10 protein-coding genes are annotated in these 16,872 nt (G+C 62.1%); 3 read left to right on the forward strand and 7 right to left on the reverse strand.

Annotated elements, in window-relative coordinates; all coding sequences use genetic code 11:
• Positions 1-69: 69 nt before the first annotated feature.
• A complete protein-coding gene (locus B9A97_RS13530; RefSeq protein ID WP_084365871.1) occupies positions 70-894 on the forward strand; it encodes a lytic murein transglycosylase in 825 nt (274 codons plus the stop codon).
• A 30-nt stretch (positions 895-924) separates the two neighbouring features.
• Here the strand turns inward: B9A97_RS13530 and B9A97_RS13535 are convergent, their stop codons facing one another.
• The 3 genes from B9A97_RS13535 to pdxY form a co-directional block, all read right to left on the reverse strand.
• Complete coding sequence (locus B9A97_RS13535; RefSeq protein WP_084365872.1) at positions 925-2,532, reverse strand: GGDEF domain-containing protein; 1,608 nt, start codon at positions 2,530-2,532, stop codon at positions 925-927.
• Positions 2,533-2,639: 107 nt separating this feature from the next.
• Positions 2,640-3,314: a carbonic anhydrase gene (locus B9A97_RS13540; protein ID WP_084365873.1), complete on the reverse strand. Its 675-nt coding sequence runs from the start codon at positions 3,312-3,314 to the stop codon at positions 2,640-2,642.
• 85 nt (positions 3,315-3,399) lie between these two features.
• Positions 3,400-4,275 carry a pyridoxal kinase PdxY gene (pdxY, locus tag B9A97_RS13545; RefSeq protein WP_084365874.1) on the reverse strand — a complete coding sequence of 292 codons (876 nt, stop codon included), beginning with the start codon at positions 4,273-4,275 and terminating at the stop codon, positions 3,400-3,402.
• 190 nt (positions 4,276-4,465) lie between these two features.
• Here pdxY and B9A97_RS13550 point away from each other — a divergent pair, with 190 nt between their 5' ends.
• Positions 4,466-9,253, forward strand: a complete 4,788-nt coding sequence (locus tag B9A97_RS13550; protein WP_084365875.1) for an NAD-glutamate dehydrogenase — start codon at positions 4,466-4,468, stop codon at positions 9,251-9,253.
• Between the two features lie 151 nt (positions 9,254-9,404).
• Positions 9,405-10,790, forward strand: coding sequence for an MFS transporter (locus B9A97_RS13555; protein WP_084365876.1), 1,386 nt, complete (start codon positions 9,405-9,407; stop codon positions 10,788-10,790).
• Between the two features lie 54 nt (positions 10,791-10,844).
• Here B9A97_RS13555 and purH read toward each other — a convergent pair whose 3' ends face one another.
• From purH to htpX, 4 genes are all read right to left on the reverse strand, one after another.
• Positions 10,845-12,461, reverse strand: coding sequence for a bifunctional phosphoribosylaminoimidazolecarboxamide formyltransferase/IMP cyclohydrolase (gene purH / locus B9A97_RS13560; RefSeq protein ID WP_084365877.1), 1,617 nt, complete (start codon positions 12,459-12,461; stop codon positions 10,845-10,847).
• 131 nt (positions 12,462-12,592) lie between these two features.
• The gene (locus B9A97_RS13565) at positions 12,593-14,269 is read right to left on the reverse strand and encodes a heparinase II/III family protein (protein ID WP_084365878.1); all 1,677 of its coding nucleotides are present in this window, start codon (positions 14,267-14,269) and stop codon (positions 12,593-12,595) included.
• 227 nt (positions 14,270-14,496) lie between these two features.
• Positions 14,497-15,891 carry an RsmB/NOP family class I SAM-dependent RNA methyltransferase gene (locus tag B9A97_RS13570; protein ID WP_244564216.1) on the reverse strand — a complete coding sequence of 465 codons (1,395 nt, stop codon included), beginning with the start codon at positions 15,889-15,891 and terminating at the stop codon, positions 14,497-14,499.
• Entirely contained in the window at positions 15,888-16,871 is a 984-nt protein-coding gene (gene htpX / locus B9A97_RS13575; protein WP_084365880.1) for a zinc metalloprotease HtpX, read from the reverse strand. The genes B9A97_RS13570 and htpX overlap by 4 nt, the downstream gene beginning before the upstream one ends.
• Position 16,872 lies beyond the last annotated feature (1 nt).

Here is a 16,872-nt window from a genome sequence, read left to right on the forward strand (position 1 = left end):
TGACAGAATCATCAAGTGCTGTCATGTATCGGCCAGTTAATTTACCCCAGCGAAAGGCTTTAGAACGCGATGCGTGTTGGCACCCTTCTGACTTCAGCCCTGATTGTCGTGGCGAGCACCGTGTTCGCTGCATCCGACGCAAGCGCTGCTCAGTGCGGAAACACGGGCGCGGGCTTTGATGCTTGGGTCGCTCAGTTCAAGAAAGACGCGGTCGCAAACGGCGTGAAGGCCGATGTGGTCAACAGAGCCATGTCATCCGTGTCCTACAACACCGGCACGATCCGCGCTGACCGGGGCCAGAAGAGCTTCAAGCTTTCCTTCGACCAGTTCATGGCAAAGCGAGGCGGCCAGGCCATCATCTCCCGCGGCAAGGGCATGAAGCAGAACAATGCCAGCCTGCTCAACAATATCGAGCGCCGCTATGGTGTTCCCGCCGGTCCCCTCTTGGCGATCTGGGGCATGGAAACAGGCTTTGGTGGCTTCCTGGGCAAGGAACATACGCTGTCGGCCGTGGCCACACTCGCCTATGACTGCCGTCGCTCGGAATTCTTCACCGACCAGCTCTATGCCGCGCTGCAGCTCGTTGCGACCAACTCCTTGAGCGTCAATGCTCGCGGTGCTGCCCATGGCGAAATCGGCCAGACCCAGTTCCTGCCGCGCAATGTGGTAAAATACGGCGTTGATGGCGATGGCGACGGCCGGGTTGATCTAGTGGGTTCGCGTGCCGATGCCCTGGCGTCTACGGCCAATTTCCTGCGGGGTCACGGTTGGCGGGCAGGGGCGGGCTATCAGCCGGGCCAGCCGAATTTCGTGGCACTTCAGGGTTGGAATGCGGCCTCCGTCTACCAGGAGGCGATTGCCTATATCGGCGCCCGCATCGACGGCCAGCAGTAAAAGCCGGCTGCCGATCCGCCGGGACCAACTTTAAGCAAACCGAACTTCGCGGCGTTCCATGGAGATTTCATTGAAGTCTCCATCCCGCACGACCTTGTTTCGACCGGAAAATTTCGCAGCATAGAGCGCAAGATCGGCCTTCTTGATCATCGCGTTGAGATGGCCGCTTTCGAGCGCACCATGATGAGCGGCGCAGCCAAAGCTGGCGGTCACCCGGATCGTCTTGCCGCTCGGCAGATGAATATCCGTGGCGGCGATGGCCTCGCGGACATCCTCAGCCGCAAGCGCCGCTTCCACAAGGCCGGTATTCGGCAGCAGCGCCACGAATTCCTCGCCGCCATGGCGTGCCAGCAGATCACCGGAGCGGAAGCTGCCGCGCGCAACCCGTGCCACTTGCGCCAGAACCGCATCGCCACCATCATGGCCATGGACATCATTGACCTGTTTGAAGCGATCGAGATCGAAAATAACAAGCGAATGGACAGCTTCACCATCGGACCGGGTCTCGATAGAGCGCAGGGCGGCATCGAAACCGCGTCGATTGGGCATGCCTGTCAAAACGTCCGTGTGCGAGGCGCTGCGAAGTTCCTGGATTAGTGCTTCACGGTCGCGAGTCAGGCGGTCGACCAGCCGTATACCCTTGGTCGCCAGCACAAGCACCGTTGTGGTGAGCACAAGCATGACAATCACGCCCGTGATGAGCGCAAGAAAGTGCATGCGGGACTGCAGGGTCAGGCTGTCCGCCAGTTCGCGCGTATCGCGAATATGCTTGGCGAGGTCCGCCTTCCACGCCTCCATGCGTTGCGCGTGAAGCTCGGTCCAGGCATCGGCAAGACGTTGCGGGGAACCGGACAAACTGGCCGGCTGCAAGCCGCGAGTCCGGATATGGGAGAGCACATCGCGAAATTGAGTGCCGCTCTCGCTGTTGTGAAACTTAAGCACCGCACGCTGCTCAGCATATTCGAATTCAGCAAGTTCCTGTAGCCGGGCATCATAGACATGGACCGCCTTGAACAGGGCCTCGTTCTCCTGTGGCGTGAGTTCGACACCCGACAGATATTGATAGCCAAAGGCGGAAATGATCATGCCTGCTTCGTGTCCGTGCAGCATCGCCTGCAACTGATCGAGCTTTCGCAGGAGCCGGTTGTCGTTGATCTGCTCGTCGAGCGCATTCACGAGATCGAGATAGGCTTCTGAAAGAGGGCGATAAACCTCCAGGAGCGAAAGCGTCGTCGCCTGCCCTTGCTCGACCTGTTCCCGAAACTTGTGGAGGGTATCCAACTGTCCACGAAGAGCCGCATAGGGGTCTTGTAAGCTATGATCGGTGAGGTTTTCCTGGATTAAGGCGTCCAGCCTTTCGTTCTGCCGGTCCAGTTCAGCCTGCGCCTGCTCGAAAGCGAGCTTGGTCGCGGGGCCGGGATCTTTCAGGTAGTTGGTAACAGCCTCCGCTTCATCCGGCGTCGCGGAGGAAGCAATCTCTCCGGCCATCGTCAAAAGAGTGGCATATTCGCGTGTCGCTTCCACACTGGACAGATCGCGATAGGTATAGGCGATCAGGACTCCTGCTTCCAGGGTCATGGCGAGCGTCGGCAGCAGAAGTGCCGCCATCACCACCTTCTTGATCATCACCAGATGCATGCAACCCTCTTCCCACGCCTGATATACAGAGGGTAAAGGCTCCAAGGTCCAGCGCTAACACCCCAATCCTAAAGGTGTATAGCGTAGACGGCTGAAAAATATCTGAATCAGGCCTGGGCGGCCAAGGCATCTGCCGGGAGGACCGGCTCCATGCGTGAGAAATCCCTGGTCTGGGGATCCATGACCCACAATTCGCCATTGCCGATATCGAACCAGGCACCGTGCAGGCTGAGCTTGCCGCGCTGTTCGAGGATCTGGACGCACGGGAAGGTCCGGAGATTGGCAATGGAATTGCGGATCGAAATCCGCTCCAGGGCCGTCTGCCGTTCGGTCGCGGTCATGATGTCATTGGACTGGATCTGCTCGGCCGCCGGCTTCAGCAGGCCCATCCACTTGCCGATGAAATCACCAGGGGAAAGTGGTTCTGAATTGGGATCGAGCGCCGCCTTGATGCCGCCGCAGCGGCCATGGCCCATGACGATGATATCCCGCACCCGGAGAGACTGCACCGCAAATTCCAGCGCTGCCGATGTCGCATGATAATTGCCATCGGGCTCGTAAGGCGGAACCATGTTTGCGACATTACGCACGACGAACAATTCGCCGGGGCCGGCATCGAAGATCATTTCGGGGGCGGCGCGCGAATCGCAGCAGGCGATGATCAGCGTGCTGGGCTTCTGCCCCTCTTCCGCGAGCTTCTGATAGCGATCGCGCGCGTCGCGATAGCGACCGCTCATGAAGTTGTTGTAACCGTCGATGAGGGAGCTCGGAAAGTGCTGCATATCCTTGAATTACAGCGGTCGAATCACTTACGCAACCGCCCTGCAGACGAATCAGCCCTGCATCCCCATATCAGCCAGGGAAAGCCTATCGCGAGCTGCGCTGGGCCGGGTGCATCAGCCTGCGCATCTGCACCAGCGCCATCGGCGTGGACAGGCTCGAAGCGTCGCTGGTCAGCGTCAACTCGTCATTGCCGCGCTTCATCGTCCGGGCAAGGATCTCATAGACGCTGGCGGTTGCCAGCTGCAGCGCCTGCTCTTCGCCATGTCCCTGCAGAATACGGGCAAGGAACAGAGCCGCCAGGAGATCGCCGAGGCCATTGGGTGGCCGGTCGATCAGCCGGTGCTCCGCGAGAAGCGCATGACGTCCTGATAGGAGAAGGTTGCCTGTGCCGCCCGCCATCATCGGCACGGCCGATGTCACCAGCATGCGGGCCGGTCCCAGCGACAGCGCAGCATCCATGATCTGCTGATTGCTGGAAAGCTCTACCCCGCTTAGCCAGCCCAGTTCGAACCGGTTGGGCGTGGCGACGGAGGCAAGCGGGATCAGATGATCGCGCACGGCAGCGGCCGTCTCCTCGGCGATATAGAGCCCGCCATTGTCGCCCATGACGGGATCGCAGACATAGGTGAGATCGGGATTCTTGGCCCGCAAGGCGGAAACCAGGCGGGCGACGGCCCGTGGCTGTGCCGCATTGGCGAAATAGCCGCTCAGGACTGCGGTGACTTCACCGGTCCAGCGCGCGCCGATCAGGTCATCGATCGCCCGGTCGAATTCGCCCTCGGGAAAGGTCATGCGCGTCGAGGGGCCATGACCGGGATGCCAGGGCAGGACGACCGTGGGCATTGCCCAGACCGGAAAACCGAGCGTCTCCAGGGCAAATACCGCTGCGCGGTTTCCCACGCCGCCGCGCACGACATGGCTCGATATGACGATGACTGCGCCTGCGGGCTTTTCCGACATGCTGCCAATTCCAGATTTACATTGCGACGTTGATCGTCCCTTGGCGGCGGAACTGTCAATACGCGGATTTATGAAGTTTTCGAACTTTGCCCTCTTCAAGACTATAACCTTGTCAAGTTCTCGCTTTAATACATCATTTCGAAATCATTTTTCCGCAGCTTGAGCGGGATTCCAGGGGAGAGAGATGGTAATGGCGACGGCACGAAAGACGAAGCGGGAACAGCAATTCCTGGCAGCGCAGAAGATCGCGGCAGCGATCGAGGCGCCGTTCATCGATCCATCCATCCTCTATGGGCGAGCGAGCAATGACGACCTCGACCGCTGCACGCCGGAAATGCTGGCATTGTCGGCCGTTCGGGCCGCAGCCGACCTGAAGGCCTGGGACGGCCATACCGCCTCCATCAGGATCGACACCGTGGCAGATGTCGAGCCGGACGGCGTGCCGGTCAGCATTCTCTCCATCGTCGATAACAACAAGCCGTTCCTCTACGATTCCGTCATGGGGGAGGTGACCAGCCGCTATCGCGACATCTATCTTGCGGTGCATCCGATTCTCTATGCCGAATCGCCATCCGATGTGATCCTGGCGGAAGGCGACGCCCATCTCGATCCGGCCAAGCGCATTAGCTATATCCAGCTGCATCTGGCGCCGCTCGACGGCAATCAAGCCGACGCATTGATTGCTGCCCTTGCCAATGTGCTGCAGCAGGTGCGCCTGACGGCCGCCGACTGGAAGCCCATGCTGGAGGCGCTGGATGGGGCGATCGCGCAACTGGGATCCCAGACCGGCGGGCGCCGCAAGGCCGAACGCGAGGAGGCGCTGGCCTTTCTCGACTGGCTGCGCAACGACAATTTCACCTTCCTCGGCATGCGTGAATATCTCTATTCCGGCGAAGGGGCTGACGCCAAGCTGGAGCGCGGCGAGGGCACGGGACTGGGGATCCTCTCCAATCCCGACGTGTTGGTTCTCAGGCAAGGCCGGCATGCCACCATCACCACACCGGAAATCCTGGCGTTTCTGCAGGGACCGGACTTCCTGATCGTTACCAAGGCCAATGTGAAGTCGGTCGTCCATCGCCGGGCCTATATGGACTATGTCGGCGTCAAACGCTTCGACGCCGAGGGCCGGGTGATCGGCGAACTCAGGATCGTCGGCCTGTTTACGGCTACCGCCTACACCCATTCGGCCAACGAGATACCCTTGCTCCGGGCAAAGGTCGACAAGGTGGTCAAGCATTTCGGCTTTGACCCCCAGAGCCATTCCGGCCGCATCTTGCAGAACACGCTCGAATCCTATCCGCGCGATGACCTGTTCCAGATCGATGTCGATTTGCTCGCCAAATTCTGCGAGCAGATCAACGACCTGACCGAGCGGCCGCGGGTCCGCGTGCTGCCCCGCATCGACCACTTCGACCGTTTCGTTTCGCTGATCGTCTATGTGCCGCGCGAGGAATACAATTCCAATGTCCGGGAAAAGATCGGCAGCTATCTGAAGACGGTCTATGACGGCCATGTCTCCGCCTACTACCCCGCGTTTCCAGAGGGCGGGGTTGCCCGCGTACACTTCATTATCGGCCGTGCAGAAGGCAAGACGCCGCGCATCGCCCAGGCCGAGCTGGAAGCGGCCATCCGCCAGATCACCACGCGCTGGCTGGACCACTTCCATGCACTCGCGGGACCGGGAGCACCGGTGGTCGAGCTGACCCAGGCCTATGAAGAGGCCTATACGCCCGAAGAGGCGGTGCGTGATCTGCCGCATATCCAAAGCTGCCTTTCAGGCGGCGCCGTCAGCATCACCTTCCACGACCAGATCCATGACGGAAGGCCTGTCCTCTATCTGAAGATCTTCCATGCCGGCGCTCACCTGCCTCTGTCGCGGCGTGTACCGCTCCTGGAAAATCTCGGCTTTTCCGTCATCAGCGAGCGCACCTTCGACATCAGCGCACCGACCCCTGACGCGCCCGAGCGACTGGTCGTTCTGCACGACATGGAACTGGAGGTGCGCGGCGGCCAGGCCTTCGACATTTCCAAGCACGGCGCCCGCGTCGAAGAGGCCTTCCTCGCCGCCTTTTCCGGACTTGTGGACAATGACAGCTTCAACCGGCTGGTGCTGGCGGCGGGCCTGACCGCCCGCGAGGTGACGGTGCTGCGCGCCTATGCCGCCTATCTGCGCCAATGCGGTATCGTCTACTCCCAGGATCACATCGCCGAAACGCTGAACAAGCATGCCAGTGTCTCCGCCAGTCTGTTCACCCTGTTCAGCGATACCTTCGATCCGGCACTCGGTGAGAAGCCGCGCCTGCGCAGGCTGACTGAGACGCGGAAGGCGATCGAGACGGCACTTGCCGCCGTGCCGAGCCTGGACGAAGACCGCATCCTGCGGCGGACGCTGAATGCCATTGATGCCACCCTACGCACCAATTATTTCCAGCGCGGCGATGACGGCAGACCGAGGCCGATGCTGGCCTTCAAGATCGATCCGCAACTGCTCGATTCGCTGCCCGATCCCCGTCCGTTCCGCGAAATCTTCGTCTTCGGTGTTCAGGTGGAGGGCATTCACCTGCGCTTCGGTAAGGTCGCGCGCGGCGGCCTGCGCTGGTCGGATAGGGCACAGGACTACCGAACCGAAGTGCTGGGTCTCGTCAAGGCGCAGCAGGTCAAGAACGCCGTCATCGTGCCGGTGGGCGCCAAGGGCGGCTTCTATCCGAAGCAACTGCCAACAGGCGGCAATCGCGACGACTTCCTCAATGCCGGCCGCGAAGCCTACAAGACCTTTATCCGCACGCTCCTGTCGATTACCGACAATATCAGCGGCGGCGAGGTGGTGCCGCCCAAGGATACGGTGCGGCTGGACGAGGACGATCCTTATTTCGTCGTCGCTGCCGACAAGGGAACGGCAACCTTCTCAGACACTGCCAATGGGCTGGCGCGGGAGGCGGGTTTCTGGCTGGACGACGCCTTCGCCTCAGGCGGCTCGGCGGGTTACGACCACAAGAAGATGGGCATTACCGCCCGCGGCGCCTGGGAGACGGTGAAGCGCCATTTCCGCGAAATGGACGTGGACATCCAGACGACGCCCTTCTCCGTCGTCGGCGTCGGTGACATGTCGGGCGACGTGTTCGGCAATGGTATGCTGCTATCGGAACATATCCGGCTGATCGCCGCCTTCGACCACCGCGACATCATCATCGATCCCGATCCGGACACGGCCAAATCCTTTGCCGAGCGAAAGCGCATGTTCGCCCTGCCGCGATCCAGCTGGCAGGATTATGACCGCAAGGCGCTTTCCAAGGGCGCCATGATCATTTCCCGTGCGGAAAAATCCGTGACGCTGACCGCCGAGGCGGCAGCCGCGATCGGTCTTGCCTCAACGGTGGCGACGCCCCTGGAGATCATGACGGCGATCCTCAAGGCCAAGGTGGATCTGCTGTGGTTCGGCGGCATCGGCACCTATGTGAAGAGCCCGAGCGAAACCGACGCCGAAGTCGGCGACCGCGCCAATGACCCAATCCGTATCACGGCCAACGAGGTGGGGGCCAAGGTCATCGGAGAAGGCGCCAATCTCGGTGTGACGCAGAAGGGACGCATCGCCTATGCGCTTCATGGCGGGCGTTGCAATTCCGATGCGATCGACAATTCGGCCGGCGTGAATTCCTCCGACATCGAGGTCAACATCAAGATAGGTCTGTCAACCGCACTTGCCGATGGACGCCTGACGCTGCCCAAGCGCGACAAGCTGCTGGCCGAGATGACTGATGAAGTGGCCGAGCTGGTATTGCGCAACAACTACCTGCAATCCCTGGCGATTTCGCTGACGGAACGGCAGGGCACGGCCAATCGCGAGGAACTGAGCCGGCTCATGAGCCAGCTCGAGGCGGCGGGCAAGCTGAACCGCAAGGTCGAGTTCCTGCCCGACGACGCCGCAATCGCCGAACGCTATGCGTCTGGCCGGAGCCTGACGCGGCCGGAAATCGGTGTTCTGCTCTCCTATGCCAAGCTGACCCTGTTCGATGCGCTGGTGGACAGCGAACTGCCCGACGATCCCTACTGCCAGACAACCCTGGCGCAGTATTTTCCGGCGAAGATGCGCAAGGCCTATGCCGGGGACATCGCAGGGCACCGGCTGAGCCGCGAGATCATCGCGACCGTGCTGGCCAACCATGTGATCAACCGCGGCGGGCCGGGCTTCATCGCCGCCATCGTCGATGAAACCGGCGCCCTGCCGGCGCATGTGGTGAAGGCCGCTTTGCTGGTGCGCGACGGGCTGGAATTGCCCAGGCTTTGGGAACGTGTCGATGCGCTCGATGCCAAGGTCTCGGGCGCCCTGCAGAACAGGCTCTATGCCACCATTGGCGCCAGCTATGTGCAGATGACCCGGCTGATCCTGCAGACGGATACGGCGGAGGGGGATCTTTCTACCGCTCTCACCCAGCTAAAGGCAGCGGTGAAGACCTTGCGACAGGCGACGCGAAGCACCTTGCCCGAGGCGGCGAGGGATTTCATTGCGGCCGAAACCGCCGAACTGATGGAGGCCGGCGCGCCGCAGGAATTGGCCGCCGAGATCACCGCGCTTTGGACCGTCATGCTGACGCCCGAAATCATGCAGATCGCCGAGCGCACCGGGACACCGCTGACCAGGGCGCTCGAGGGCTATTATGCCGTCAGCGAGCTGTTCCGCATTGGTCGGGTGATGGAATCGGCGCGCAGGGTGACCACGAACGATCACTATGACAGCCTTGCACTGACCCGCAGCATCGACCAGATCGCCACCGCCCGGCGCAACATCGTCATCTCGGCGCTGGCGAAATATCCTGACGAGAAGCAGCCGGTGACCGCCTGGCACGAGGGGGATCGGATCCGGATCAACCGGTTGGGTGCCGAACTGGTCAATCTCAGCGAAGGCGGCGATCCCAGCCTGTCCCGCATCACGGTGGCGGCAGCACTTCTGACCGACCTTGCGCATGACAGGACGAAGTGACAGAGTCAGCCCTCCAGGGTGGATGATGTCAGGTCGGATCGGCCTGACATCTGAATCCTCTCTGGGACTAAACAAGCCGGGCAGGATGTAGACCGAAAACTGATCACGTTTCGGCATCAGGCTCTGGCGATCATGTGAGGGCAGGGCATCGATGTCAGTTTCGGCTGAAGCCAGTCGGCCGCCGGTTCCGGCGCGCGGAATCTGGGGGTGGATGTTGTTCGACTGGGCGGCACAGCCGTTTTTTACGGTCATCACCACCTTCATTTTCGGTCCTTATATCGTTACCCGGCTCACGGAAGATCATGCCGCGGGGCAGGCGGCTTGGAGCTATACGCTGACGATCTCTGGCATCGTCATCGCCATCCTGGCGCCAATCATGGGCTCGATCGCTGATGCCTCGGGGCGGCGCAAGCCCTGGATCGCCTTTTTCGCCGTCATCAAGATCCTCTCGCTGGCGGCTCTGTGGTATGCGGCGCCGGGCTCGAGCCTCGTCACCGCCATGATCCTGGTCGTCCTGGCGACCGTCGCCGCCGAGTTCTCCATCGTTTTCAACGATTCGATGATGCCGAGGTTGGTCGGTCCGCAAGAGGCCGGTCGCATCTCCAATATCGCCTGGGGTCTGGGCTATCTCGGGGGCATGATCGTGCTGATCGCCGTCGTACTCTTCCTGGCCGGCAGTCCCGAAACCGGGAAGACGTTGATCGGCCTCGATCCGCTGTTCGGGCTCGATCCGGCCAAAGGCGAGGACGCCCGCGTGACGGGGCCGATCTCGGCGCTGTGGTATCTCGTCTTCATCCTGCCGATGTTCCTGTTCACGCCCGATCGCGGCGTCGGCATGCCGATCATCAGGGCGGTTGGAGCGGGATTGTCGGAACTCAAGGACACGCTGATCGATCTCAAGCAACGCAAAGGCACTCTGCGGTTTCTGATCGCGCGGATGATCTACCAGGACGGCGTCAACGGCCTGCTGGCCTTGGGCGGCGCCTTCGCCGCGGGCATGTTTGCCTGGCAGACGGTCGAGCTTGGCGTCTTCGGCATCATCCTCAATGTCGTCGCCATCGGTGGCTGCCTCTATGCCAGCCGGCTGGACACACGACTGGGTTCAAAGCGCGTTGTCGTTATCAGCCTGGTCTGCCTCGTGGTCGCGACCTTCGGCATTGTATCGACCGGTCCCGGCTTCACCGCTTTCGGACTGATCCAACTGCCCACCGACGATGCAGGCGGGCTGTTCGGCACGGCGGCGGAAAAGGCCTATATTCTCTATGGCCTGCTGATTGGGGTGGCCTTCGGCCCGGTTCAGGCCTCGGCCCGCTCCTACATGGCGCTCAGCGTGCATCCTGATGAGGCCGGCCGCTATTTCGGCCTTTATGCCCTGTCAGGCCGCGCCACATCCTTCCTCGCGCCGCTCTCGGTTGCCGTGGTAACCTCGGCCACCGGCTCGGCCCGGCTCGGCATGATGACCCTGGCAGTTTTCCTTCTCGTCGGCCTGCTGCTGCTGATCAAAACGCCTTATCCGGCAAACCAGCCAGTTGAATGAGAAACGCCCCCGCGAGGCAGGGGCGCCATCCACGACAGATATGAAATTCGCCGATCAATGCCGGAAGTGACGGACGCCGGTGAAGACCATGGCAACGCCATGCTCATCGGCAGCGGCGATGACCTCAGCGTCGCGCATCGAGCCGCCGGGCTGGATGACGGCGGTGGCGCCGGCGGCGATCGCGGCGAGAAGGCCATCCGCAAAGGGATAGAAGGCCTCAGACGCGACGGCCGAACCCTTGGTCAGCGGCTCCGAGAGCCCGAGCGCCTTGGCTGCATCCTCGGCTTTCAGCGCCGCAATGCGAGCCGAATCGACGCGGCTCATCTGGCCTGCCCCGATGCCGGCGGTCTGGCCGTTCTTGGCATAGATGACCGCATTCGACTTCACGTGCTTGGCAATGCGGAAGGCAAACTTCATGTCTTCCAGCTCGGTTGCGGTCGGCGCGCGCTTCGTCACCACCTTGAGCTCGAGATCATCGACCATGACATTGTCACGGGACTGCACCAGCAGGCCGCCGGAGACGGTCTTGGCCGTGTAGCCCTTGGCCCGAGGGTCGGGCAGGGCGCCGGTCGTCAGCAGCCGCAGGTTCGGCTTGGCGGCAATGATCGCCTTGGCTTCGTCGGTGACGTCAGGAGCAATGATGACTTCGGTGAAGAGCTTGATGACCTCGGTTGCCGTCGCCGCATCCAGCGTCTGGTTGAAGGCGACGATGCCGCCGAAGGCTGAGACGGAATCGCAAGCCAGCGCCCGCTCATAGGCCTGCAAAAGGGTAGCACCAGTGGCGACGCCGCAGGGGTTGGCATGCTTGATGATGGCGCAGGCCGGCGCCTGTTCCGGTGGGAATTCGGCCACCAGTTCGAAGGCCGCATCCGTGTCGTTGATGTTGTTATACGAGAGCTGCTTGCCCTGATGCAGCGTCGCGGTGGCGACCCCGGGGCGGTTTTCGCCGGTCACGTAGAAACCGGCCGACTGGTGCGGGTTTTCGCCGTAGCGCATCTTCTCCTTGAGCGGCCCGCCGATCGCCCTGTAGTCCGGCACCTCGATCGACAAGGCCTCGGCGAACCAGTTCGAAATGACAGCGTCATAGGCCGCGGTGCGGGCGAAGGCCTTGGCTGCAAATTTCTGGCGCAGGGCATAGGGCACCGAGCCATTGCCGGCCTCCAGGGCTGCGACCAGTTCGGCATAATCAGCGGGATCTGTGACGACAGTGACATAGGCATGATTTTTCGCCGAGGCGCGGATCATGGCAGGGCCGCCGATGTCGATATTCTCCACCGTCGTCGGATAGTCGCCGCCCGCCTTGCGGACCTGTTCGAACGGATAGAGGTTGATGACGGCGAGATCGATGGCCTCGATACCGTGTTCCTTCATCGCCGCCACATGCTCTTCGTCGTCACGGATCGACAGGAGGCCGCCATGGACATTGGGATGCAGCGTCTTGACCCGGCCGTCCATGATCTCAGGAAAACCAGTGACTTCGGACACGTCGGTGACGGGGATGCCGGCAGCCTTGATGGCACCATGGGTGCCGCCGGTGGAGAGGAGCCGCACACCGGCCTTGTGCAACGAGGCCGCCAGATCGACAATGCCCGCCTTGTCGGACACCGACAGCAGGGCCGTCCTGATCCTTACCAAGTCGGGGGCGGGTATCTTCTTCGAAACGACGGCCATGATCTGTCTCCGGTTTTGGGGGCGGGCGCCGGACAAGCCGGCACGGGCTCTTTGGCCCGCCGCCTAGCACAGCTTGGGGCACGGGGAAACAGGCCGTGATGCAAAACAGCCCTTTGAGGCCGGCCGGTGGGTTAGGCGTGATGGATCAACGACCAGCGGATCTCAGGTCCGGAGAAGCGCACCGCGATCTGCTCCGAGGCGCGGACGCCGGCGACATCGGCGAAGAACACATCCTCCTCGATATCGAGCGTTCCACCGGACACGCTGAAATCCCAGCTTTCGCCATCCGTCGCCATCATGCGCACCTTATGGCGATCGAACTGCTCGAGCACGATGGCCGGATGCACATGGAACCGCGCGACCGCCTCGACCGGCGGCGGACCATCGAGAGCCTGTCCGGAGGCCTTCAGCAGGAGATCCCGACCCAGGATCTTCTTGCCATAGGGTGCTAGCCGCAGCTCACGCTCATGGATCAACCCGAACTGTTTGACATAGCCCTCGTGCCGCGCGCGCAGGGCGTCGCAGCCATCCGGCAGCACCTCCCGGGCATCCGTGACCTCGAAAGGCGGGCTGGCAAGGACAGGCCCAAGAAAGCCCGACTGCGAGATGCGACAGATCGAGGTATCGCCAAGGGTGACGGTGGAATGGGCTGCCGTGGCCCGGGACATCTGCCGCAGCTTTTCACCCGCATAACGCGGCACGCCTGAGTTGATGATGAAATGATTGCGGCCCGACGACAGCTCGAAGGCGAGGCATCCGGCATGATGGGTGCGCGACATATCCACCGAAGGCGCGCTGCCGGTATCCATGATGACAACCGTATTGCCTTGGGAGAGGCGATGATAGCGGCCATGGGGCAGGGACTTGAACGGCTGGCCGGCACTTTCGTCATACCGCAGCACCGCCATCAACTCGTTCGCCAGCGTCGATGTCGCTCCGTTGAACAAAGCGAGATCGCCATTCTGGTGCCTGAAGAAGCGCAGCGCCGGATACATCCGGTCGATCGCCGGGATGAGCTTCGACGGAACGTCATGGCCGAGATTGATATAGGTCTGCCTGAGCGGCAAAAGATCAAACAGAAGCTCGACCGAAGCCTGGGGATTGCGCGAGGCATGGGTTCCATCGCCCAGGATCTGCCGCTCGATCTCGAAATCCAGGTCGCGCGCGGCGCGGCGGATCGTCGTCGCCGAGGTCGACATCGAGACCGAGGCCATGGCAAGAGCGATGCGCACACGAAACCGCGGAAGGCCGTCGGGCGCATAGGCTGAGACATGCCGGAGATAGCGTACTTGAAGGGAAAGGCTCTTCAGGAACCGCCTATAGAAACCGTTTTCGCTGTCTTGCAGCACCACGGGCGAGTGGGAAAGCCAGGCGATGACACGCTGGGCGATCACGTCAGGCTCCCAGGCGATGCCGTGAATGCGGGAGCCATGACGGCTGATCCAGTCATCGACGACAGCGCGAGCATGGGCGCAGGCCGCATCCGTCTTCGCCGCCCTGATATGCCGCAGCCAGCCGAACGCGTGCAGCCGGACCGCAAACAGCCGTGTCGGCAATTCCTGCGAAAAGGGCGAACTGTCGCCGCATTCCACCACCCGGCCGGCAAGTGGAAACCGCCCCTGAAGAATTTCTTCGGCAACGAAGGTGTCCGTGGCCCGGAGGTCGGTGGGCGCCACGATCAGGCGCGCCAGCGTTCCGCCGGAAAAGCGGAAAGCCGAGACATGTCCCACTGCGATCTTGCGCGATATCCTCCGCCACGCCTCACGGAGGTAGAGATAACCAAGTCGTCGCCGTTCCGTGATCCGCATCATATTTCCGTGCAAGCGCAGGCCAGCGCCGCCCGGCCGAACGACCGGAGGGATGCCGCCCCCTCCCGACAGCAGCTCAAAAACCCGAATCAGCAGGCTTTCCGATTACCGCCGGCAATCAGGCCTCTCCGCCTGACGAATCAAGAGTTTTTTGAAACCGCCATCGCAATATCCGAACAAGCGAATATCAGATTATGCATTTGGTAACAAAGGCTATGAATATTTCATTAACCCTTGCTAATCAAACAGGCATAGAAACCGTCAAGACCGCCGGAGACCCCATCCCGCGCGCCGAGCATGGCGGGCGTGGTGCGGATTTCGCCGAGCGGCGTGACGGCCTCTTCAAGACCGGGCAAAGCGTCGGGCGCAATCGGCACGCGGCGCAGATCGGGATTGGCAGCCAGAATGCTGGCGACGACATCCTCGCCTTCCGCCGGATCAAGCGAGCAGTTCGAGAAGACCAATTGGCCACCCGGCGCCAGCAGCGTTACCGCATGGGCCAGCAACTCCTCCTGAACCTTGGCAAGCTTGGCGATATCATCGGGACCCTTGGTCCAGAGAACGTCGGGATGGCGGCGCGTGGTGCCCGTCGAGGAGCAGGGGGCATCGAGCAGGATGGCGTCGAACAGTTCCGCGGGCTTGAAATCCCGGAGATTGGCCTTGACGCACTGGGCCGAAAGACCGAGCCGCTGCAAGTTTCCCTGCAGCCTTGCAAGGCGATTGGCCGATTGTTCGACGGCGGTCACCTCTGCACCCAGCAGAATAAGCTGTGCGGTCTTGCCGCCCGGGGCGGCACACAGATCGGCGGCGCGCTTGCCGGCGAGACCGTGGAACAGCCGGGCAGGGATCGCCGCGGCGGCATCCTGCACCCACCATTCGCCAGCCTCGAAGCCTTCAAGCGTCGAGACCGCGCCCTTGAAGTCACGAAGGCGCACCCCGCCGGTGGGAAGGACGACACCATTGAGAGTCTCTGCCCAGCGGGCGGGATCTGACTTCACCGTCAGGTCTATCGACGCAGGCGACAGCAAGGCTTCGCCGATCGCATGGGCGGCTTTCTCGCCATAGACGGCCTTGAGCCTGCTATCGAACCATTCCGGCACGCAGCTTATATCGGCCGCCCACTCCAGGAGGTCCTTCTTTTCCCGGCCAACGCGCCGCAGGATGGCATTGACCACTTTGGAAAAGCGCCGGCTGCGCGGATCGCGATTGGCCTGTTCAACCGCGAGATCGACGGCGGAGTGATCCGGTATGTCGAGATAGATCATCTGCGCGGCGGCCACGACCAGCAAGTGCTGCAGGGAGCGTGCGCCCTCCGGCAGTGGCGTGTCCAGGAGAGCCGAAATCATCGCCTCGATGCGCGGCAAGTGGCGTAGCGCGCTGTTCAGGATCGCCCGCACCAGGGCACGATCCGCATCCGACAGGGCCGTATAGCTTGGGTTGCCATGCTCGGCATCCAGCATGCCATCGAGCGAAGTCTTGCGGTCCACGACGGCCGAGAGGATCTTGGTCGCCGCGATCCGGGCCGCCAGGCCCGGCTTGAAGGGCTCCTGATCACGGGGGGCGGAGCCGTTTTGGGGCCTGGGCCGGGTTTTGCCGGCTGCGCCCTTATGCTTTTCGTTCAAGACCAGGGACCTTTACGCGGTTGAGAGCCATCGCGGCCCCAGCCGGTGTCGGGCACAGACCGCGTTTTGCGCGCGGGCTTAGCAGTTTGCTGCGGTTCCGTCGATCCCTGTCCGAAGCCGGGCGAGGCCGGGCGGAACTCAGCCGCCAGGCGCTGCAGGGCGTCGATGCGGTTCTGCGTGTTCGGATGGGTCGAAAACAGGTTGTCCATCCGCTCGCCACTCAGGGGATTGATGATGAACATATGGGCGGTCGCGGGATTGCGCTCGGCATCGTTGTTATGGATGACCTGGGCATCTCCGGCGATCTTGGCAAGCGCCGAGGCCAGCCAGATCGGATTGCCGCAGATCTCAGCACCGCGACGGTCTGCCGAATATTCACGCGTGCGGCTGATGGCCATCTGCACCAGCATGGCGGCCAGCGGCGCCACGATCATGGCCACGAGCACGCCGATGAAGCCCAGGGGATTGTTGTTGTTTTCCCGGTTGCCGCCGAACAGGAAGGCGAAATTGCCGAGCATGGAGATGGCACCGGCAAGCGCTGCGGTCACCGTCATCGTCAGGGTGTCGCGATGCTCGATATGGGCCAGTTCATGGGCCATGACGCCCGCGACCTCCTCCGGGCTCAGCCGGTTGAGAAGCCCCGTGGAGGCGGCCACCGCGGCGTTCTGCGGATTGCGCCCGGTGGCGAAGGCATTGGGCTGCGGGCTGTCGAAGATGTAGACCCGGGGCATCGGCAGACCGGCATTAGCCGCGAGATCGCGCACCATGCGGAAGAACTCCGGCGCGTTGCGCTCATCCACTTCCTGGGCCCGATAGGCCGACAGCACCATCTTGTCGGAGTTCCAATAGGAAAAAAAGTTCATGGCCGCGGCCACGAGAAAGGCGATCATCATGCCGCCCCGACCGCCGAGGAGAAAGCCGACGCCCATGAAGAGGGCAGTCATGAAGGCAAGCAACATGGCAGTCCGCATGAAGTTCATC

This window comes from Rhizobium sp. RU36D, assembly GCF_900176345.1.
In the GTDB taxonomy this organism is placed as follows: Bacteria; Pseudomonadota; Alphaproteobacteria; order Rhizobiales; family Rhizobiaceae; genus Allorhizobium.